Annotated in this window: 11 protein-coding genes; 8 read left to right on the top strand and 3 right to left on the bottom strand. The window is 52.1% G+C overall.

Annotated features, from left to right (window positions below; genetic code table 11):
• Window positions 1-8 precede the first annotated feature (8 nt).
• Window positions 9-5066: a DUF4132 domain-containing protein gene (locus BOC67_RS15950; RefSeq protein WP_291911602.1), complete on the top strand. Its 5058-nt coding sequence runs from the start codon at window positions 9-11 to the stop codon at window positions 5064-5066.
• Between the two features lie 379 nt (window positions 5067-5445).
• Here the strand turns inward: BOC67_RS15950 and BOC67_RS15945 are convergent, their stop codons facing one another.
• Complete coding sequence (locus BOC67_RS15945) at window positions 5446-6270, bottom strand: glycoside hydrolase family 16 protein (protein ID WP_291911601.1); 825 nt, start codon at window positions 6268-6270, stop codon at window positions 5446-5448.
• Window positions 6271-6297: 27 nt separating this feature from the next.
• Window positions 6298-7176, bottom strand: a complete 879-nt coding sequence (locus BOC67_RS15940; protein WP_291911600.1) for a DMT family transporter — start codon at window positions 7174-7176, stop codon at window positions 6298-6300.
• A gap of 422 nt (window positions 7177-7598) precedes the next feature.
• On the opposite strand from BOC67_RS15940, the gene BOC67_RS15935 reads away from it, so the two are divergent.
• The 4 genes from BOC67_RS15935 (at window position 7599) to BOC67_RS15920 (ending at window position 16626) form a co-directional block, all read left to right on the top strand.
• On the top strand, window positions 7599-11639 hold the full coding sequence (locus BOC67_RS15935) for a DEAD/DEAH box helicase (RefSeq protein ID WP_291911599.1): 4041 nt from the start codon (window positions 7599-7601) through the stop codon (window positions 11637-11639).
• A 166-nt stretch (window positions 11640-11805) separates the two neighbouring features.
• The gene (locus tag BOC67_RS15930) at window positions 11806-14592 is read left to right on the top strand and encodes an outer membrane beta-barrel family protein (protein ID WP_291911598.1); all 2787 of its coding nucleotides are present in this window, start codon (window positions 11806-11808) and stop codon (window positions 14590-14592) included.
• A 7-nt stretch (window positions 14593-14599) separates the two neighbouring features.
• The gene (locus BOC67_RS15925; RefSeq protein WP_291911597.1) at window positions 14600-15358 is read left to right on the top strand and encodes a GLPGLI family protein; all 759 of its coding nucleotides are present in this window, start codon (window positions 14600-14602) and stop codon (window positions 15356-15358) included.
• A 740-nt stretch (window positions 15359-16098) separates the two neighbouring features.
• The gene (locus BOC67_RS15920; protein WP_291911596.1) at window positions 16099-16626 is read left to right on the top strand and encodes a hypothetical protein; all 528 of its coding nucleotides are present in this window, start codon (window positions 16099-16101) and stop codon (window positions 16624-16626) included.
• 58 nt (window positions 16627-16684) lie between these two features.
• On the opposite strand, the gene BOC67_RS15915 is transcribed toward BOC67_RS15920, so the two are convergent.
• Window positions 16685-17116, bottom strand: coding sequence for a thioesterase family protein (locus tag BOC67_RS15915; protein WP_291911595.1), 432 nt, complete (start codon window positions 17114-17116; stop codon window positions 16685-16687).
• A 201-nt stretch (window positions 17117-17317) separates the two neighbouring features.
• Here BOC67_RS15915 and BOC67_RS15910 point away from each other — a divergent pair, with 201 nt between their 5' ends.
• The 3 genes from BOC67_RS15910 to rph all read left to right on the top strand — a co-directional run bounded on the left by BOC67_RS15910 (window position 17318) and on the right by rph (window position 22373).
• Window positions 17318-18667, top strand: coding sequence for an ATP/GTP-binding protein (locus BOC67_RS15910; protein ID WP_291911594.1), 1350 nt, complete (start codon window positions 17318-17320; stop codon window positions 18665-18667).
• Complete coding sequence (locus tag BOC67_RS15905) at window positions 18664-19662, top strand: RloB domain-containing protein (protein WP_291911593.1); 999 nt, start codon at window positions 18664-18666, stop codon at window positions 19660-19662. Before BOC67_RS15910 ends, BOC67_RS15905 begins: the two co-directional genes overlap by 4 nt.
• A 128-nt stretch (window positions 19663-19790) precedes the next feature.
• Complete coding sequence (gene rph / locus BOC67_RS15900; protein WP_291911592.1) at window positions 19791-22373, top strand: rifamycin-inactivating phosphotransferase; 2583 nt, start codon at window positions 19791-19793, stop codon at window positions 22371-22373.
• Window positions 22374-22417 lie beyond the last annotated feature (44 nt).

Here is a 22417-nt window from a genome sequence, read left to right as displayed (position 1 = left end):
GCCTTAAGATGGACATGCAGGAATTATTGAAAAACAAAGTAAAGCAAGATTACTGGAGCCAACTGATCGCCACCCTGCAACAGGTGCAGGAAGGCGCTTTGAAACATGATAAGCTGACGCCCAATGCCGCCAAAGCCGGATTGATCCTGCTGAATCAGATGCCGGACTATGTCACCGGCCGGAACAGCTACCCCTCCGGGTTAATTTCGTACGGGGATGCCCGTTATAATTTTTTCCTGGAATTCCTGGGACAAAAACAGTGGGAACAACAGGAACAAAAGCAGCTGCTGGAATTCCTCTTCGGTGAACAACTGACGCCATTGATCCTCTACGCCTGGGAACAGGAGCGGCAGCGCGCCTACATGCGCAGCTACTACCGCAGATCGTTCCGGGCTCCGCATGATATTGAACTCTATTTTCCCAACCAGCTGAACTTCCTGCAGCTGGCAGTAAGGCAGGCCCATTATGCCGCTTATTACAGTGATCCAAGGGCTATTTTTTATGACCTTACGTTGCCGGAACAGGTGATCTATAACCACCAGCTGAAAAGTATCGCCAATATGACCGCCGTTTGGGCGGCCGCGCTGGACAACGGGGACGAAACGCTGTACCAGACCTTTGAAGATATCATCTTCAACAAACACCCGGAAGGGAAAGTTACCCGCCCGCTGATACAAGCCCTCCTCATGTCCAACCAGGAACGCTGCTGGCAGCTCGTGGAAAAACTGCTGCTCGCCGCACAGCGACAGGAAGGGTTGCGCCAAACCATTACCGAAGCGATGGACGAATGCAGCCTCGGCGCCCTGAAGCACCTGATGAAAGTGATCCTGGACGAAAAGCTTTACCGCTTCTCCGGCGTGGTGCGCGCCCTCGACGTATGGGCCGGCCTCCTCTGGCAATCCGAAAAAGATGCCACGGTAAAAACCTTCTTCGAAAAAGGTTACCAGTACCTGGCAGATCCATCTCAAATCCCCGCCGCCATCAAAAGCAGCAATAACGCCGACGTATATATGGCCCTCTGGGCGCAGGGCGCGATAGACGTCCATCAAACCCTGCCTTACCTGGCGCAGCTGCTGGAAAAAGGCTCCTCCGAAAAGCAATGCCTGGCGCTGTTCTTCGGCGGGCAAACCGGGCATTTCTACCTCAATATGCCCCTGTACTACGCCGTACTGGATAGTAACGACCTGGCCGTACTCGGCGCAGCCGTGGCAGGTATCAACAGCATGCTGACCACCGCTACGGCGCCCATCTACGCGGAAGCCTATCCCGCGCTGTTCGACCGCCTGCATGGCATACTGGAACGCATCCACGAAAAGGAAAAAACCTTCGAAGGCAAAGTGTTCTCCTGGAGTAATATCACCTTCAGCCGCAACCAGGTCATGGCGGCCATGGCCGCGCTGGTGCTGGATAGCGATGAGCGCCTGAACACCCTGCTTCGCTATTTTGATGAAATGGAGGTAAGCCTGCGGGAACGCATCACCCGCATCGTGCTGCCGGTATTCTCCGACTATAACTGGGATCATGATGCCAATAAAAAGAATGCAGACTATGAGGTTACGCCTTTCCAGCGGAACTACGCCCTGCGCTTACTCAAGGATCGCGGCGAGTTTAACGTGACCGTTGCCTTCCGCGTACTCGGCAAAGTAGTGCTCACCATGGAAGAAGCCGCCCAGGTGGCGGACATCCTCAAAAGGAAAGGCGCTACCATGCGCAGCAAGGCCATAGAGTTGTTGCTGAAGCAGCAGGATGACACGCTCATCGCTACCACCGGCCTTTTATTGGACGGCGATACGGAGCAACGATTGGGCGGGCTGGACATAGCCGTGCAACTGAAGAAGTCGGACCGCCTCCTGCCGCAGGTCAGCCAATGGGCAACCGCTTTCGGCGAGCGCAAAAAAATCTCCCCGAAAGAACAAATATTGCTGACACAACTGACCAGCAACATGGCTGAAAACGACCTGGTTGCTGAAAATGGCTATGGGCTTTACAACCCTGCCAACCTGACCGAGGCAATACTGCCGCCGGTAGATCCAGCATCTCCCTATGAAAAACTACTTGCAAAAAATGCATTCGGTTTTTCCATGCCGGCAGAAAAGATCAGGGCCGCCTACGCCAGCCTGTACCGGGTTTTCCAGGACCACGCTTCCTATGAGTACGAAGCGGAAACCTACCAGAACGAAAAACATACCTACATCCTCGGCAACAACTTCACCCGCACCAAACCTTACGGGTATAAGTTTGCATCCCGCGAGGAAGAATACCTCAGCTACCCGCTGCCGGAAGTATGGGATGCCTGGTTCAAGGCGTCCGGCCTGACGGCATTGGACCTGTTCATCGTATCGCGACTGGTTTTCGAAAGCTATCACGAGCTGGAAGAATCCTACCAGGCCATCATTAAGGACCTCCCGCTGAAAAGCGATGTCATGCCGGAGGAAGTCCTGGATAAATACCCTTACAAACACCACAACCCTTTATTCAATATCACGAATGTTTTGCTGCTCCGCTATCAGCCGGAGGATATCAATACCTTCCTGATCGGTGGCTGCATCCGTTTATTCCACAGCATTCCGCCGGATATGCTGAAAAAGCCCATCCCTGTCAGGAGCTATGGCCAAACCAGCACCGGCAAGAACTGGCAGGCCGTTCCCCAGTTCCAGGTGTTCCTCGAACAGATCAATTACGAAAAGCTGGAAGGGGATAATATCCTTTTGTGCTGGCATATTTACCGCTGGCGCCAGCTGAGCAGCCTGCCGGACATGCCGGGCAACTTCCCCGTGCCGCTGGAGCTGATCTGCAAAGCTTATGAGGCGGGCGTCATCAACGCTGATGACCTCTTCGCCGGGATCATCCATCCGGAATACATCCGTGCTTTATCAAAAAAGAAAACCCGCCCGCACGAAGTGGACTACGCTACAAAGTATCCGTTTGTGAAGCCTAAGCTGGACCGCATCCGCGAGGCCTTCCTGGATGTGGAGTTGAAGCGGGGCGACACGCCAACCACCGTTTCCCTCTTCGTACAGTCGTTACAGGTAATTTACGGCGTGAAGCGGTTTACCGGCATCCTGCACGCCATGGGTAAAACGAACCTCCACCGGGGATACCTGTACAGCTACGATAATACCCTCTACAATAAAACAGAACTCTTCAGCACCCTGCTGAAACGTTGCCAGCCGCTCCCGGAAGATACCCAGGAAGCCTTCAACGCAGGGGTGAAAGCCGCCGGCATTACGGAGCAGCGCCTCGTGGAAGCCGCCGTATATGCGCCGCAGTGGCAGAAATTTGTAAGCGCTTACCTGGGCTGGAAAGGCCTGGACTCCGCCATCTGGTGGATGCATGCCCATACGAAGAATTCCGGGGCGAACGAACAAAATGCGGAAGCGGAAAGCGAAATCGCCCGCTACTCCGAAGTGGACTTACAGGGTTTTAAAGACGGCGCAGTAGATAAGGAATGGTTCCTGAAAGCCCGCAAAGAGCTCGGAAAAGAACGCTGGCAGCTGGTCTACGATGCCGCCAAATATATCAGCGACGGTAACGCGCACCGGCGGGCGCGCCTGTACGCAGACGTGATGACGGGCGACCTGAAGATCAAGGAAGTAACCGCTAAAGTAAAGGATACGCGCGACCAGGACTACCTCCGCATGTACGGCCTCATTCCGCTGGCCAAATCCAATCCTGCCAAGGATGTATTGTCCCGCTACGCCTACCTGCAACAGTTTCTGAAAGAAACGCGCCAATGGGGCGCGCAGAAACAGGCCAGCGAAAAACTGGCCTATCGCATCGCCATGGAAAACCTGGCCCGCAATGCCGGTTATGCCGATCCGCAGCGCCTCGCCTGGGCCATGGAAACCAGGCAGGTGCAGGAGATCCTCGCGTCCAACACACAGGTGCAATTCGATGATACGCTGATCGGCCTGGTGATACAGGACGACGGGCTGGCGGAGGTAGTCGCCTACAAAGGAGATAAGCCTTTAAAAGCGATCCCGCCCAAATACAAAAAAGACAAGAAGATACTGGAATTACAGGAGTACCGCAAAACGCTCCGCGAACAGTTCAGCCGCTCAAGGCAAGCGCTGGAAGAAGCCATGGTAAAGGCGGACAACTTCACCCTCGAAGAAGTAACCACCCTCTTTGCCCACCCCGTGATCAGCAAACACCTGGAAAACCTCGTGTTTGTCAGCAACGGGCACACCGGCTTCTGGCGCAGCGGGGAACTGGCGGATACTAACGGTAAAGCATACACGCCAACAGCGAACGATGAGATACGCATCGCGCACTGTGCTGACCTGCACAGTACCGGCCTCTGGTCCGCCTACCAGCACTATTGCTTCACGCACCAGCTGCAGCAGCCGTTTAAGCAGATATTCCGCGAGCTGTACCTGCCGCTGGAAGAGGAGTTGAAGGAAGTTTCCATTTCCCGCAGGTATGCCGGCCACCAGGTGCAGCCTTCGCAGGCGGTAGCCCTGCTCAAAACCCGCGGCTGGAAAGTGAACTACGAAGAAGGCCTGCAAAAGGTTTACCACAAGCAGGGATTTGTAGCGAAGCTCTACGCCATGGCCGACTGGTTTTCGCCGGCGGAAGTGGAAAGCCCTACTTTGGAGACCATCCAGTTCCATGACCTGAAGACCTACGAAAATGTAGCGTTTAAAGATATTCCGCCCCATATTTTCAGTGAAGTGATGCGCGACATCGACCTCGTGGTGAGCGTGGCGCACGTAGGCGGCGTAGACCCTGAGGCCAGCCACAGCTCTATTGAAATGCGCGCGGTGCTGCTGAAGGAATCCGCCCGGCTGTTCAAGCTGGATAACGTCACCGTAAAAGGCAACCACGCCTTTATCAAAGGCAAGTACGGCGAGTACACCGTACACCTGGGAAGCGCCGTCGTGCATCAGCTGCCGGGTAACTACCTGAGCATATTGCCGGTGCATTCCCAGCACAGGGGCCGCATCTTCCTCCCGTTTGCCGACGAGGACCCGAGATCAGCGGAGCTGGTATCGAAGGTATTGCTGCTGGCACGGGACCAGGAAATCCAGGACCCTACCATATTGCGCCAACTGCAGACGGCGTAGGGTTGCGCGCGGTTTTTTTTCTCGCAAAGGGGCGTAAGATTGCAAAGAGCGCAAAGGGGGGGCTCGCAAAGAGACATAAGATAGCAAAGAACGCAAAGGGGGCCTAATCGGCCCCTTTTTTAATATAAGGTCATATCACAAGCAAAGCCGCACAATACCATCCGCTGCGATCTTTGCCTCTTAGTTCCCTTTGAGCGTAAAGCCGCACAATACAATCCTCTGCTGTCTCTGCCCCTTATTCCCCTCTGCTCCCTCTGCAATCTTACACCCCTTTGCCCCTTATTTCCCTCTGCTCTCTCTGCAATCTTACGCCCCTCTGCCCCTTACCCCCCTTTGCGCTCTTTGCAATCTTATGCCCCTTTGCGAGAAAAAAACCGCGCTATTGGTACACCTTCACCCAATCCACCACCATCTGCACCGGCAAGTCCTCTGCATGCACGCGCCCTACCCAATCGCCTCCCAGCTGCTGGTCGATCAAAATATAAAAAGGCTGATCATACGGCCATTGCGACGCATCCACCCCCTGTACCCGCGGATACGTAAAAGTTGTTCGCCCGTTCAGCTGAAACTCAATCCTGTCCGGGTACCAGCTAATACCAAACGTATTGAACGCCAGCGGGTCCACTTTCGCAGTGCCGCCATGCGGTGGATGCTTAGTCTGCTTCAGCTGCAGCGTGTACCAGGAATGCGTGGTTTGATAAATGATGCTGTCATGGTTAAGATGCTCCATGATATCGATCTCCCCGTTTTTCGGATAGGCGCCGTATTTATTTTGCTCGGCAAGCATCCACATGGCCGGCCAGGCGCCCCGGGCGCATTCCAGCTTCGCGCGGATCTCTATTCGCCCGTACTGGAAAGCAAATTTCCCTTTCGACCAGATGCCGCCTGTAAGGTAAGGGCGCGTGTCCGCCGTTGTATCCGGGTTAACGATCCCCCGGAGGTACAGCAGGCCGCTGTCCAGCCGGTAGCAGGCATCGTTGCTGCTCATGTGCCTGCCCCACGCGGCATTGTTCGGCGGTATGCGCGACCAGCGGGAGGTATCCAGCTGCGGCCCATCGAAATCGTCTTTCCAAACGAGCTTCCAGGGCTTGTTGGCGCGCCCGTCTTTTTGCACGTAAATATGGCGGTTGTCGCCGCTGCGCTGCGTTACCTTGCACGAAGAAATGGCTGCTGCTGCAAGCAGCACAAGGAGTAATCTTTTCATTGTCAACTGTAAATTATCCTGAAGATACTACTTTATTTTGCTGGTTTTCAGGGATACATACAGCTGCAAGCTCACAGACGTGATGATCAGCAGCAGCCCCGCATAAAATGCCATATTCAGCTGCCTGCCCTCGTCAAAAAAGAGGATGGCCAGCAATATGCTGTACACCGGCTCCAGGTTGAACGAGAGGCTCACCGTAAACGCGGAGAGGCGCCGCAAAGCTTCCGCCACCATTACGTAAATGGCAATGGTGCAGAAGGAGGACAGGACCAGCAGGTAACCAATATCCGTACGGGTGGGTATCAACCTCACGGCTACCGGTAACGCATATACGTAAACGGGTATCAACAACCCAACGCCCAGCGTAATCCCCATCATCTGGTAATAGTTAATCATAGCGGCATCATAGCGGCGGATCAGCCTTTCATTGGTCAGCATATACAACGAACCGAAGACGGACGAAATAAGGCCCAGCGCAATCCCCAGCCGGTAGCCGGTATCAAAGGCGAAGATCAGCCCTACGCCCAGTACCGTCAGTAAACTCAACAGCAGCTCCCGCAGGTAAAGCCGCTTGCCCGCCACCAGTGGCCCCAGCAGCGCCGTAAAGCAACCGGAAGTGCAAAAGGAGATCACCCCAATGCTGATGTTGGAATATTTAATACTGGCGTAAAACAGCACCCAGTGCAGCCCCGGCAGCAATCCGGAGGCAATCAGCCGCCATTGATCCCGCCGGCCGTACGTACGGAATTTGCGGCTGCCCTTCAGCAGCGCGTACAGCAGGATCATGGAAAACAGCGCCCGGAACCACACCAGGCCGATGTCGTTAATAGTAATAAGCTTACCGAATATGCCCGTAAATCCTGCCAGGATGACCGCGATATGCAGCATCAGAAGAGATTTTTTCATTTTTATTTTTAGGTGGATAGATGTCTACGGCTGCGCCGCAGCACCGCATCGTCCGGGTAGTAATGGCGCCCGGCAGCCTGCCGTAAACCACGTGGCTACGATAGGCGGTGTTGCAGCAGTAAAATGCGCCGCGACAAGGTTTTGAAACGAAAATTTTTTGTGTGAGGAGAGGGCTGAATAAAGGAAGGAAATTATGCGCATGATCCGCTGATGGGATACCGGTTTGCATGAACGGCAAACCAATCCCGGTTCCCGCCGCAGCAGGAACAACAGTAGCATAAAAAAACAAGCTTCTTATTCAGCTTAGCGGGCTACCGGAGGAGGAGGAAGCGTACCTAATAATCTTGGTTTCAACATAGTTTCAAAAATAGGCAATTCATTCCGGCCATGCAAGATGCGAATACTTTATTTTTGCTGCCATCATGTTTGAAGATCAGTATTTCACCCGGCAATACGAGGCGCTTTCGCCTAACCTCCGCATCATGACGGATGTACTGGCAATTTATATGTACCCCATCGATAAGCCTACGCTCAATGCGGCCATGGCTACCCTGCTGCCTTTGCAGCCGGTGGAAGTGGGGGAGCTGTTGCAGCAACTGGCAGATAAAGGTATCGTGGTAAAAAACATCACCGGCAGCTTCCTGCTGCCACTGGAATATTGCCTGCAGTTATTTCCTGTTGTAATCAAAGCGCCACAGTACCAACAGATGCTGCGCGCCGTGCCGGCGAATGATTTTCATTTCTATACCATGCATGCCGCCCTGCAGGAAGTGCAGCGGCTGCTGGTGGCTTACTTCATTGGGGACCGCTCCCTGCTGCAGCCACCCGTGCGCAAAATGGAACAGCAGCTGGCGGAATACCTGCCTTACCTGTCCTGCCTCGCAGGCCGCGAAGCCTATAGAGGACTGCTGCACTTTTTCAGCGAAAACGCAGTGGCCGCCATGTTCAGCTGGTCTTTACGATACCAGGAACAGCAGCTGCAACCCCTCCCGGTGCTACGGGAATTACAAGCGCAACTTACCGCCTTCGGCACTACCACCATATGCCCGGAGGTGAGCCTGCTGGATGGTTCCTTTGCAGCTATCCCATCTCCCGCAACAACAGACGAATATTTTCAACAGGCCGTATGGCTGCTCTATCACGATACGCCGGCTAAGGCGCGGCAAGCATTCGAGCTGGGCATGAAAAAGCAACGCAGCAGCGATAAAAAGAATATCCTGCCCACCACGGCGATCTACGCTTTTTATTACGCCTGCAACCTCGCCCTGCTGCCCCCGGCAGACGCTAACCCCCTGATCCAAAAGATCACGGCGCATTACGAACGCAAATCCTTCCCGGCGATCGTGCCGGCGCTGGCCCTGCTGCTCCTGCATACCGGCAAACGGGAGCGGGCGGAAAACCTGCTGGAAATACTGTTTGAAAACGCCGCCCGGGAAGCCGATAAACGGCTGATGGCATTCCTCGGCTACCTCGCGCTGAAGTGGTACCACCCGAAAAATAAACTGCTCGTGCTGCACCAAACCTCGCAGCGCATGCTGCTGGCAAGGGCCGTAGCAAACGGCTATCAGCTCCCTGCATTCGAATATTGCTTCCATGCAAAGGACGAGAATTACGACGGCTACCAGTCGTTCTACGATGAATTTGCCGCCGCCACCGGCCTGCAACCACTGGGCGCATCCTCCGAACAGGCGCCCGAGTGGGAACGGGTGCTGAACTCGCTGCTCGGCCACGAGGAAAAGAAAAAGGAAAAAGCGGCCACGCCGTTTCGTATTGCCTACCTGCTGGACCTCCGGCAGTACACGATTCAACCGGTGCAGCAGCAATGGAAGGATAACGCCTGGAGCAGCGGCCGTAACCTGCCGCTCAGCCGCCTCAAAGACGGCAGCGCCGAAGGTATGACAGACCAGGATTTTCGTATAGGCACGACCGTGCAAAAGGTCAGCTACTATAACTCCGGCGCCGATGGATGGTCCTTCGAGCCGCGGGTATGGCAGGAAATGGCCGGCCACCCGCTGCTGTTTGATATCCACGAAGGCGCTCCCATTGAAGTGGTGAAAGGCGTTCCTGAAATCAACGTGATTACTAACGCTAAAGGCTATACGATTTCAACGAACATACATGACTTTAATTCTCCCATGATCTTCATCCGGGAAAGTAATACCCGCCTGAAAGTAATTGTACTCAACACCTACCAGCAACACCTCTTGAGAACGTTGCACCAGCTGCACACCGTGCCGCTCACGGGAAAGGATAAACTCAACGCCGTGCTGCAACAGGTAGCCACGCACCTCACCGTGCATGCGGATATGCTGGAAACGCCGGCGGATATACGCAGTATCACCGCGGACCCACGGATCGTCGTGCAAATGCTGCCGGTTAACACCGGGCTGAAAGCGGCCTTTTTTGTGAAGCCCTTCCGCAACGATCCTCCGTATTGCAAACCCGGCCTGGGCGGCCGTTCCGTGCTGGGGATTATGAACGGGGAGCGCTGCCAGGCCCGCCGGGACCTCGACCAGGAAATGGCCAACTACAAAGCGCTGCTCGGCTATATTCAGCTGGAAGTCATGCAGGAAGTAGATGAGGACCAGATCATCTTTGAAGACCCGGTGGATTGCCTGCAACTCCTGGAAGTAATCCGGCTGCATCCGGACCTCGCCGTGGCCGAATGGCCGGAAGGAGAGCGCTATCGCATCCGCCAGGAGCTGGATGCCTCGCAGCTGCATATCACCATCAAGGAAAAAGACCACTGGTTCACCGCGGAAGGCAGCGTGCAGGTGGACGAATATACCGTTCTTACCCTCAGAGAACTGCTCGATGCTAAAAACCTGAAACACCATAAGTTCTATACCCTTAAGAACGGGGAAATCGTTTCCCTTACAGACGGCATCCGCCGCAGGCTGCAGGAGCTGGCTGCCTTTACCATGGAAGAGCAGGAGCAGATCCGCATCCGCCCTATGCTGGCGCCTTTTGCATCGGAAGCCCTGATGGACCTGGAAGCAGTAAAAACCGATGCCGCCTGGCGCCGTATGCTGGAAAAATGGGAAGCAGCCAAACAACTGCAGGTAACCGTGCCGGCAGGGTTGCAAACCACCCTGCGCAGCTACCAGGAAGAAGGCTTCCGCTGGATGGTGCAACTGGCCTCCTGGGGAGCGGGGGCTTGCCTGGCGGACGATATGGGCCTTGGTAAAACCATACAGGCGTTGGCGTTACTACTCCATCGCGCGCCGCAAGGGCCCGCCCTGGTGGTATGCCCGGCCTCCGTGCTGCCCAACTGGATCAGCGAAGCGAATAAGTTTGCGCCGGCCCTGCAGGTAATCGACCTCTCTTCCGCTAACCGCGCCGCTATCATCAAAGCAGCGCAGGCCTTCACCGTAGTAGTTACCACCTACGGCCTGCTGCAATCGGAGCAACAGCTGCTGGCTAAAAAAGTATGGCACACCGTAGTGCTGGACGAAGCGCATATCATCCGCAATGCCAATACCCGCACGGCAAAAGCGGCATACAGCCTGGATGCGCACTTCCGCCTCGCCCTGACGGGAACGCCTGTACAAAACAACCTGGGCGAAATCTGGGGGCTGTTCCGCTTCCTGAATGAAGAACTGCTGGGCAGCCAGGAGTACTTCAACAAACAATACGTATTCCCTTCCCTGCGTAACCCCGAGAGCCCGGTGAGGAAACAACTGAAAAAACTCTTATCTCCTTTTATGTTGAGGAGAACAAAAACCGCCGTGCTGGAGGAACTGCCGCCTAGTACGGAAATTGTCAAACTCGTACAGCAAACCCCTGAAGAAGCGGCGCTGTATGAAGCCGTCCGCCGCAAAGCCCTGGAATCGCTGCATTCCCGCGAGGATAATATCGCGCAGCGCCATATACAAGCCCTGGCCGAAATCACCCGCCTCCGCCTCGCCGCCTGCCATCCGAAGCTGGTAGACGCCAACCTGGACATGCCTTCCTCCAAGCTGGAAGTGTTCCTGGAAATAGTAGAAGAGCTGCTGCAGAACCAGCACAAAGCCCTGGTGTTTAGCCAGTTTGTAATGCACCTGGATTTAATCAAAGCGGCATTGCTGCAAAAAGGCGTGAAGTTCCTGTACCTGGACGGCAGTACGCCCGTGGCTACCCGCGCCGCGCTGGTAAAGCAATTCCAGGCAGGGGAAGCGGATATTTTCTTAATCAGCCTGAAGGCGGGCGGACTCGGCCTCAACCTCACCGCCGCGGATTACGTCATCCACCTGGACCCCTGGTGGAACCCCGCCATCGAAGAGCAGGCCTCCGACAGGGCAAGGCGCATCGGGCAAACGAGGCCGGTCACCATCTATCGCCTCGTTACCATGCATACCATAGAAGAAAAGATTTTAACCCTGCACCATACCAAACGTTCCCTCGCGGATCAGTTGCTGGAAGGCACGGACCAGGCCGTGAAATTATCTGCCGACGAGCTGGTGGAACTGATCAGGAGTTATTAACAGGATAACCTGTTTGCCCTACTTGATAAGTAGGGTGCGATTTAACAGATGTTTATCACACATGGTAAAATCCGGTTGGAATATTTTATGGAATTTTGGCGGCGTAGCATCTTGAGAATGCGTGTGGCCGGGAATTGTGCATTCCATAACAACCTGTAAGCCGTTAATGAAAAAAATATTTACCCTGTTTGCCCTGTTGCTAAGCCTACATGCAGCATGGGCGCAATCCGCGATAGTAAAAGGAACAGTGGCCGATACCCTGAATCGTATTCCCCTTTCCAATGCGGTAGTGTCTGTTCTGCATGCTAAGGACTCCATGCTTTACCGTTTCCAGCGCACTGCCGGCAACGGCCGGTTTGAGCTGAAAAACCTGCAGCCCGGGCAATACCTGGTGATGGTCTCCTACCCGAAGTTTGCCGATTATGTGGAAGCGATCACGCTGACGGATAGCGCCGTCCATAACCTCGGAAGCGTTAATATGATCCAGAAATCCCGCCTCCTTAAAGAAGTAGTGATCAAGCAGCAGGTAGCGGCTATACGCTTCAAAGGAGATACCACGGAATTTAATGCGGATAGCTTCAGGACCGCCGCCAATGCCAATGTGGAGGAACTGTTGAAGCTCCTGCCCGGCATCCAGGTGGATAAGAATGGGCAGGTCACGGCCATGGGGCAGAAAGTGAAAAAAATATTGGTCGACGGGGAGGAATTCTTCGGCGATGATCCGACGCTGGTCACCAAAAACCTTCGCGCAGATATGGTAGACAAGGTGCAGGTATTCGATAAGCAAAGCGACCAGGCTGCCTTTACCGGCGTGGACGACGGTGAAAAATCCAAGACCATCAACATCACCCTGAAAGAAAATAAAAAGAAGGGATACTTCGGAAAAGCCAGCGCCAGTGGCGGTACTAATGGATATTTTGATACGCAGCTGATGGCCAACCTCTTCCAGGGCAAACGCAAAGCGGCCGTGTTCGGGATAGCTTCCAACACCGGTAAAACGGGCCTCAACTGGCAGGAACGGGAAAAATTCGGACAAGGTGATGCCGGCAATATGAGTTACGATGAGATGAATGGTTATTATACCTTCTCCGGCAATGGCGATGACCTGGGTGGCTGGGAAGGCAGGTTTGAGGGCAGAGGTTATCCGCTGGTGCAAACAGGTGGCGTTCACTATGAGGATAAATGGAAGGAGGATAAACAACGGGTATCCGCCAACGTGAAAGCCATGCGGATGGGGGTGGAACAGTGGTCTGCAGACCTGAACCAGCAAGTGCTGAACAATGCTGTACAATATTCCAGGGATAGCAGCAGCAGCAAGTCTATCGATAAAAAACTCCGTGCGGATGGCCTGTATGAATGGAAGATCGACAGCATGGCTACTGTAAAGCTCACCGTGCAAGGAGGAAGGGATAACCGTACGAGCTTCTCCCGCAAGATGGGGCAGGTAACCAATGAAAATAATCAACTGCTCAATGAAAATGAAAACAATACCAGCAGTGATGGCCAGCGTGACTTATTCGGTACCAACCTGCTCTGGAAGCAGCGTTTTCAGAAGAAGGGCCGTACCCTTACCGCCAATTTCTGGCAGAATTATGAAAAGTCGAACAGCGAGGTTATGCAGCTCTCCCACGCCAACATATATACGAACGGCGTCCTGGATTCCGTACTGAAAGTCGATCAGCACAAGATCAACAACAGCGAGCAAACGGATATCAATGGCAACGTAGCCTATACGGAGCCGGTGGGCAAAAATGGCCTGATGCAAATATCCTACGGGTTGCAGTTGAATAACAACCGTTCCGGGCGCAGTTCCTATAACAAGGCGGATAATGGTAAGTATGAAGACCTGGATTCGCTGTACAGTAACGACTATAAATATAACGTGGTCACGAACCTGGGCGGACTGGCCTATAGCTACAATTTCAAGAAGTTCCGTTTTAACATAGGCGCCAAAGTGGGGGCCACACAGTACCACCAGGATAACCTGTACACCGGCAAAACCTATGACCGCAGCTTCGTCAACTGGAGCCCCAGGATGCGCTTCAGCTACCAGCGCAAACAGCAGCAAAGCATTTCGCTGTCGTATAACGGTTATACCCGGCAGCCCTCCATCAACCAGTTACAGCCGCTGGTGTCCAACGATAACCAGATCAACATCTTCGTCGGTAACCCTGATCTGAAACCATCCTTCAACAGCACTATCAGTTTGAACCTCGGGGATTACAAGGTATTTACGGAACGGTCCATTTGGTTTAACCTCAGCTATAATTTTACGATGAATGATTTTGCCAATGCAACCGAGGTGGATGCCAGCGGCCGAAGCAAAAGCATGGCTGTAAACGTAAACGGCAACCGCAATGTCAGCTACTACCTCTCCGGGGAATGGAAGCTGAAGTGGCAGGACCTACGCATAGGTGTGGAAACCAATGGCCAGATAGGCCGGCGTACGGGCCTCGTGAACCACGTGGAGAACGTCTCCAATACCTATAACGCAGGCGCTCTTTTCCAGCTGAGAAAATTCAAGGAGAAGCGGTACGACGCACGGCTGCGCGGCGGCATCAATTTCAACAGCACGGTGTCGTCCATCCAGCAGTCGCTCACCACCACCTATTGGGAATACCCGCTCAATGCCAACGTATCCGTACAACTTCCCTGGAAGCTGGAGCTGAATTCGGATCTTGATTACGCCATCCGTCCTAAAACAGCTTTGTTTACCACCAATAATAGCATGGCCATCTGGAATGCGGGGCTGGGCAAGAAGTTTGGAAAAGGTGATGCGTTTGAGTTCAGGTGTACGGTAGACGATATTTTAAAGCAGCGCAAGGGCATTAACAGAAGCATGTATGGTAATACCGTTTCGCAAAGTACTTATGGTATTATCGGCCGCTACGTGATGCTTTCTTTCCTTTGGAACTTTAATAAGTTTGGCGCAGATGGCGCCGCCAGTAAATAGTATTTGTATGAAAATGAAAATACTTGTAGGAGTATTCCTGTGTATAAGCGCAATACAAATGGTGAAAGCGCAGGAAGCGATGTTTTTCACCACCGGGCGGATTGAATTTGAGAAGCGCATCAACTTACATGCGATCATAAAGGAAATGAACAAGGATGATTTGGACAATGGCTGGATGCAGGTGGAGCTGCAACGCTATCCGCAGTTCGCCACGCAGTATTTCGATTGCTGGTTTACGGACTCGGTAACATTATTCAAGCCAGGAAAGGAGAGTCCGGATGCGAAGGTATCCCGCGAGTTTCCCGCCAATGATAACGTAGTGTACAACCTGCTGAACGCCGGCCGCACCGTTTCGCAGAAACATATTTTCGAACAAACTTTCCTCGTGCAGGATAGCCTGCGGCATATCAACTGGAAGATCACGGATGAAACAAGGAATATTGCAGGGTTCGATTGCCGCCGCGCCAACGCAGTGATTATGGACAGCATCTACGTCGTAGCCTTTTATACGGACCAGATAGTGCCGCCTGGTGGGCCGGAGTCCTTCACCGGCCTGCCGGGGATGATCCTCGGCGTGGCCCTCCCGCACGAACACGTCACCTGGTTCGCCACCAAGGTACTCGCGGAATCCATCCCGGCCGATCAACTCCTGCCGAATAAAAAAGGAAAGAAAGTAACCCGCGCGCAAATGCATAAGGATATGACAGACGCGCTGGGGAGCTGGGGTTCGTATGGTAAGTTTTACATCAGGTTCGCAGAGTTATAAAGTTTGGCTAAATCCGCTGAAAGCCTCCGTAGTCCGGGGGCTTTTTTGTTTCCCTGAATTGTTTGAACTGTGGATAAATTTATTTTTTTGGTGGATAAAAAACTAACAATTAAATTTGGAGTCCTGCGTAATTATAACGATTGACTCCTAAGCATGACCTCTGGCATCATTCAAATGTTCTTAGTCGAAAAGTAGCCTGTATCAATATTATTAAAGCGAAAAAAACTATTGATAAAAGATACTTCTTTTTCGTAACGTGGAATTATAATGAATGACTGCGGAGTGATCACACTCCGCAATTTTCTGACGTAACTTTTTTCAATATATAGTAACCCGAATCTGACAGGCCGTAACGCCCTGCTGAGGAGGATTTCCTATGAATTTAAAAATGAGTGTGAATGAAATAAATATTTACATGACAGAGATCTAAGCCGCAATGTCGTTTAAATTCAATGTAACCGTAGCTTAAGGTAACCGCGAAACTGGAAGCGATACGTCACAGCGAATAGCAAGTACTACATCAGGCTGAGCCGTGTATTGTTGGTTTTAGTATTACGCCGGCATCTGGTAATCGTATGAAAACCCTTTCATTTGTTAGAGCCCCTGAAGTATTGGACAGTTGGATGCAGTTACAACAACGGGAAACATTCCGGAAATTTTACAGGCAAAGCCGTGCCTGGGTGATATGCGCCAATGGGCGTTGGATCTCAAATAACCGATCACCAAAAACCTTTATCAAGATGAGAAATTTGTTTTGTTTGCTGCTGGTATTGTTAGCCAATTTGGGAGCGCATGCCCAGGCCGTCCGGGTGGCCATGCCACTGGAAGGGGAGGACATCATCACGGAAATTTATGGCAAGAACAAAGATGCCCTGATGAAAGATTACCTGCGCATTTCACCTGTTGAAAGCAGAGGCTTCCAGGAAGCCATGATGGATTATGAAACGGACAAACAGCCCTGGCAGGCGGAGCGACTGGCGCTGCTCAGGATGTACAACGAAGAATTTTCCTCCCTGGACGAAAAGAAATTGAACTCCCTGACCAAACAGATGATGAACAACGACCTGGAATACAGTCACCTCCAGATGCGCTACTTCCGCCGGATGAATAAACTCCTCGGCGCTACCCGTGCCGCCAAATTCTTCCAGCTCGACAGCTATTTTGAACAATCCACCAAGTCTTATATACAAAACAACCTGCCTTTTATCAAGGAATTGGAAGCGGGCAGGTTAGTCTATTTCCGTGAAAAACCCATTACCCGTCGCTGATTGTTCCCCTTTGAAAAAAGAAGTCCGTTGCTGTGTTTACAGGAACGGACTTTCTCTTTTATTCTTCCACGTAATCTTCGCTCACGGGAAGCTGCTTGAATTTCTGGTACAAATGCTCCGGCAGCGTGCCTAGTTTTCGCATCACAACGTCCAGCCAGGCGCCATCCACATTAATGGTAGCGGCCTTTACGCCGTCCTTCCGGAATATCTCGTGCCGGATGGACCACCTGCTGCCATCCCTGCGGGATTTCGTCATCACGCAGGTGACCTTCAGGTAATCGTTGGGCCCCACCTCCCGGTGATAGATCAGCTCCTCCCTGAACAGGATGGGCCCCAGCTTCAGCGCTACAAGTTCTTCCGCTTTCATTCCAAGTTTATCCAGCATGTTGAGCCGCGCCTGCGCTGCAAAGTCGGCGTACGCACTATGCCGCATGTGCATGTTGGCATCCAGTTGCGCCCATAGTACCGGGCCTTCGAAAAAAATCTCCATGATTAAATGTACGAAAAATGAGACAGGGAGTTGCAAAGGGCTTGCCAAAAGGCAAGCTGCCTGCTGATATACAGTTATCTAATAATGTATATAAGGTTTGCTGGGAATAAGTAGGCTATTTTATGTAATTTTTTTACAAAAAAATGGATGCTATAGGAGATTTTTAGCATATTGTAAGGTGTTTTTTGTAATTTCACATTTATGTTATTGGAATTTTCAGTAAAGAATTATCGGTCCATTCGTGATGAGCAAGTGTTCACAATGGTTGCTGAAGCCACGAAGAATAAAAGGGCTTCGAATACTTTCGATATTGAATTGGCCGCCGGTGGAAAAGTCACCCTGGTAAGATCAGCAGTGATGTATGGCGCCAATGCCTCCGGTAAAAGTAATTTCATTAAAGCGGCCCTTAACTTCAAAACGCTTTTAACGGGTTACCGTGTTTTAAAAGGGGAGGAGATGGCTATCCATGATGCCTTTGGATTATCCCTGGAAACGATGGCTGCTCCTACAGAGTATAAGTGTGTATTCTTATTGAATAATGTGAAGTATAGTTATGTAATTGCTTTTGACGGAGTCAAAGTAACAAAGGAAGAGCTAAATTATTTTCCGAAGAAAATCATTAAAAATATTTATAAACGGGCGCCTGATCCACACAATGGGGAGGTAGACCTGGTCATATTAAACAGTACTATTCCCGACATTGATTACGATGTATTTCCGCCCAGTCTTAAAGTATTTAAAACCCAGCCGGCACTGGCAAAATTTGGTTTCGATATCCCTGATGCATTTCTGAATGCAGTCTTTACCTACTTTGCATCCTGGAAAGTTTGGAGTAGCAATACCACCTATGGCATTCAGCAGTTAACGGAGAAAGTTATCAATGATATGCTGCCTAAAAAAGGAGAGCAATTTTTTAAAAAACTCATAAAACTTATTAAAGCTTGCGATACCAGGATTGACGAAATAGAAGTAAATGGTGATGCAGATACAGAATCAGGACGATTTGGTACAGGCTTTAAGAATCATCTGGTTATAAAGGAAGGGTCCCAAATACTTCACTATGACATGTCGCACCATACAGAAAAATTGTATTCTGTTTATAATGTCAGGGACAAGAAGGGCGAAATTCTTTACAGCGTTTCATGGCCATTCCGCGAGGAATCGTCCGGCACAAATGTGCTCTTTGCCCTGGGTGCGTACATCCTAAACGCAATCGAGGAAGGAAGCATTGTTTTCTTTGATGAACTTGATAATAGCCTGCATCCGAAAGTAGCCCGGTTCTTAGTTTCCCTCTTTAATAATTCAACAATCAATAAAAAGAACGCCCAGTTGGTGTTTACTACACATGAAGCCAACCTGATAGACCGCGATATGTTCAGATCGGACCAAATCTGGTTTGCTTCGAAACAGCCAGACGGCGCAACGGAAATCTATAGCGCGCAGGACTTTGAGGATATTAGAGAAGATAGCCCATTTGATAAGTGGTACCTGGCGGGTAAATTTGGCGCCCTTCCTGAAATACAAGACATTGAAGCTATTTTTTCAGAATGACAAGAATCATTAAGAAACCATTGTTAAGAACAATGGTCATTGTTTGTGAAGATTCCGAAGTTACCCCATCCTATCTGAGAGGATTCGCCAATGAGTTGAAGGCGTGGGACGCAATTGATATATTTCCGTTGCCAGCTGAAGAAGCTGGAACGACTACGAATGCAGTGGAACATAAGTCCGGCCGAAAACTTAGAAAGCTCCATGCTGTCAGCACGCCGTTATCGCTGGATATTGAAAAGGAATACAAGGCGGTGCCTACCCGTTATGTCAGGGAAGCGCAAAAGCGAATGGAGGAAGCCGGTCATAACGAGGCCTGGGCCGTGTACGACAAAGACGGCCATCCACACCATGAAAACTCCTATCTGCTGGCCCAGCAGCACCCCCGGGTGAATATTGCTTTCAACAGTATTGCCATTGAACAATGGTTCCTGCTGCATTTCGAAATCAATCATGTAGCTTACCAAAAATCTGCGCATATTCCACTGGCGACGCATATAGCGGAGTATGTCATAGAGAAGAAGGCCAAAACAAAAATTTACGACCATCTTAAACTACGCCTGCCCGTTGCCTTGAATAATGTGGTTGCATTAAGGTTGCGACAAAACAATCCGAAAATCCGGTTTTATGAGAAAAATCCATACGCCAATATGGATCACCTGTTGCTAAGGATGCATGGATATGGACTGATGTTTCCCGGTGACAGTTTTATAATCCAGGGTATTACGTTCAGCATCCTGATGAAAGATGAAGTATGTGAAGTACATGTCTTAAATAACGCAAAAGCCGCCTTAATTTCAACACAAATTCAATTCTATACTATTGCCTCCAACGGAGCTAAAAATAATATTGCAAAAGAACGGGAGATAGTATCCCCCGGCGCTACAAAGGAATTTTCATTCGAAGTAAAAGCATATCCGTTGTTTTACATGGAATTTGCAAATGAGGTGATAGTAATAGACACCACCTGTAACGAGCCCCGGATAATTGCCTGCTAAGCGTTACTGGCATTTCTAATGTAAGCGTCCGCTTAAAAATTAAAAGATTGTTAGAGCATTTCCCGTTTCCAATACTACCTTTGCACCATTCACCATCTCTCATAACCCATAAATTCCATCCGCTCATTATGCAGTCCTATGTTTGCAACTTCACGGAAACTGATCGTTCCATGCTCGCCACCGTTGGCGGTAAAGGCGCCAACCTCGGAGAACTTTCCCGTATCGATGGCATCCACGTGCCGCCGGGCTTTTGCGTTACCACAGCGGCTTTCCGGCAGGTAGTCCATTCTTCGCCGGAGGTAAGCCGACTTTTGGATGAGCTGGCTGCTTTGCCGTCGCAGGATCACGCGGCCATCGCGGAGCAAGCGGCGCGCATCCGCAGGGAAATCGAACAGCTGCCCATCCCGGCGGACATACGGGAAGCGGTTACCCGGCAGCTGAAAGGCATGGCCGCCACGTCGGTGGCCGTGAGGTCCAGCGCTACCGCGGAAGACTTGCCCACGGCCTCTTTCGCGGGTCAGCAGGATACCTTCCTGAACGTCATTGGCATCGCCGCCGTGTTGGAGCATATCAGCAAATGCTGGGCTTCCCTGTTCACGGAGCGGGCGGTCATCTACCGCATACAGCAGGGCTTCGATCACCGCAAAGTCCAGCTGGCAGTGGTGATCCAGCAAATGGTGTTCCCGGAGGCGGCAGGCATCCTGTTCACCGCAGATCCGGTTACCGGCAACCGGAAAACGGTGTCCGTCGATGCTGGTTTTGGCCTCGGGGAGGCGCTGGTAGCCGGACTGGTAAATGCGGATAACTATAAAATTTCGCAGGGGGTTATTGTTGGGAGAAAAATTTCAGTGAAGCAACTCGGTATCTTCCCGGAAAACAACGGGGGCACCAGGCAGCAAGCCATCGCTACGGAGCGGCAAAAGGCAACCGTGCTGACAGACGTTCAGCTACTTGCACTGGAGCAGCTGGGGCGGCAGATAGAGGCGCACTTCGGCCAGCCGCAGGATATTGAATGGTGCCTCGCCGGCGGTACTTTCTATATCGTACAAAGCAGGCCAATCACCACGCTATTCCCCATCCCCGCGACGAATGATGATCAGTTTCATGCGTTCATTTCCGTTGGCCACCAGCAGATGATGACGGATGCCATGAAGCCCCTGGGCTTATCGCTCTTCCAGCTGACGACGCAGCGGCCCATGTACGAAGCCGCAGGCCGGCTGTTTGTGGATATCGCGCCGGATCTGGCTGTGCCCGCGCGCAGAGCCATGCTTACCGGCGTGCTGGGGAAATCGGACCCGCTTATCAAGGATGCCCTGCATACCCTGCTGCAACGGCCGGAATTCAGTACGGATAAGGAAGAAACGGGTGTGCACCCGATGCACGATTATTCAGTGAAAATCGAATACGATCCGCATTTAGTAGGCACGCTCATTGCCGCCAACGAAGCGGCTAACGCGCAACTCAAAGAAGAGATTAAAGGTAAGCAGGGGGTAGAACTAATTGATTTCATCCTCGCGCATATTCCCGGTTCGGCCAAAGTGCTGTTCGATCCGCAAACATTGAACGTGATCGTTACCGCCATGAACGCCGCCACCTGGCTCAACGAACATATCCAGGAATGGCTGGGCGATAAGAACGTGGCGGACACGCTCACCCAGTCCGTACCAGACAACGTTACCTCCGAAATGGGGCTCGCCCTCATGAACGTGGCGGACGTAATCCGCCATTACCCGGAAGTGGTATCCTTCCTGGAACGCACTACCTCCGAAAACTTCCTGGCACAACTGCCATCCCTGCCGGGCGGCGCGGAATCCGCTGCGGCTATTACGGACTTCCTCGAAAAATACGGCATGCGCTGCGCCGGCGAAATAGACCTTACCAAAACCCGCTGGGCGGAGAACCCCGCCATCCTCCTGCCTATGATCCTCAATAATATCCGCAACTTTGAGCCCGGCGCTGCGGCCCGCAAATTTGAGCAGGGCCTCAAAGCGGCTACGGACAAGGAAAAGGAGATACTCGAACGGTTACGCCAGTTGCCGGACGGGGAAGCGAAAGCGGAAGAAACCAAACGTATGATCCAACTGGTGCGGGAATACAGCGGTTTCCGGGAGTTCCCGAAATACAGCATCATCAAGCGCAACTTCTACTACAAGCAGGCGCTGATGGCCGAAGCGGCGCGATTGCAACAGGCGGGCGTGATCAAAGAGGCGATGGATATTTTTTACCTCAGCTTCCAGGAATTACGCGAGGCTATTGAGTCGCAGCGGGTGGACCCATCCCTGATCGACCAGCGGAAAACCGCCTTCCTGCAATACGAAAAACTCACGCCGCCACGGGTAATGACCTCCGATGGAGAAGTTATAACGGGCAGGTACACACGGGAAAATATTCCTGAGAACGCCATCGTTGGATTGGCGGTATCCTCCGGCGTGGTGGAAGGGCGTGCCCGGGTGATTCACGACCTCGCCGAGGCGCGACTCGAAACGGGGGATATCCTCGTTACCGCCTTCACTGACCCCAGCTGGACGCCCGTGTTCGTGGGCATCAAAGGACTGGTGACGGAAGTAGGCGGCCTTATGACGCACGGTGCGGTAATTGCCAGGGAATACGGATTACCGGCTGTAGTGGGCGTGGAAAACGCTACAAAGCTCATCCGGGATGGGGAACGCATAAGGGTAAATGGTACCGATGGCTTTATTGAAGTGTTATAATGCCCGCAGCAACGGGACCTCACAGCGGGGCAGCCTTAAATCTT

The sequence above is a fragment of the Chitinophaga sp. CB10 genome, assembly GCA_001870995.2.
Lineage (GTDB): Bacteria > Bacteroidota > Bacteroidia > Chitinophagales > Chitinophagaceae > Chitinophaga.
The sequence above is the reverse complement of the archived record's forward strand: the minus strand, read 5'-3'. Positions and strand labels throughout refer to the sequence as shown.

Coding starts and splice junctions, on each gene's coding strand:
- BOC67_RS15920 (WP_291911596.1), top strand. CDS start 16,099: ATGAGAAATTTGTTTTGTTTGCTGCTGGTATTGTTAGCCAATTTGGGA.
- BOC67_RS15945 (WP_291911601.1), bottom strand. CDS start 6,270: ATGAAAAGATTACTCCTTGTGCTGCTTGCAGCAGCAGCCATTTCTTCG.
- BOC67_RS15930 (WP_291911598.1), top strand. CDS start 11,806: ATGAAAAAAATATTTACCCTGTTTGCCCTGTTGCTAAGCCTACATGCA.
- rph (WP_291911592.1), top strand. CDS start 19,791: ATGCAGTCCTATGTTTGCAACTTCACGGAAACTGATCGTTCCATGCTC.
- BOC67_RS15935 (WP_291911599.1), top strand. CDS start 7,599: ATGTTTGAAGATCAGTATTTCACCCGGCAATACGAGGCGCTTTCGCCT.
- BOC67_RS15915 (WP_291911595.1), bottom strand. CDS start 17,116: ATGGAGATTTTTTTCGAAGGCCCGGTACTATGGGCGCAACTGGATGCC.
- BOC67_RS15925 (WP_291911597.1), top strand. CDS start 14,600: ATGAAAATGAAAATACTTGTAGGAGTATTCCTGTGTATAAGCGCAATA.
- BOC67_RS15950 (WP_291911602.1), top strand. CDS start 9: ATGGACATGCAGGAATTATTGAAAAACAAAGTAAAGCAAGATTACTGG.
- BOC67_RS15910 (WP_291911594.1), top strand. CDS start 17,318: ATGTTATTGGAATTTTCAGTAAAGAATTATCGGTCCATTCGTGATGAG.
- BOC67_RS15940 (WP_291911600.1), bottom strand. CDS start 7,176: ATGAAAAAATCTCTTCTGATGCTGCATATCGCGGTCATCCTGGCAGGA.
- BOC67_RS15905 (WP_291911593.1), top strand. CDS start 18,664: ATGACAAGAATCATTAAGAAACCATTGTTAAGAACAATGGTCATTGTT.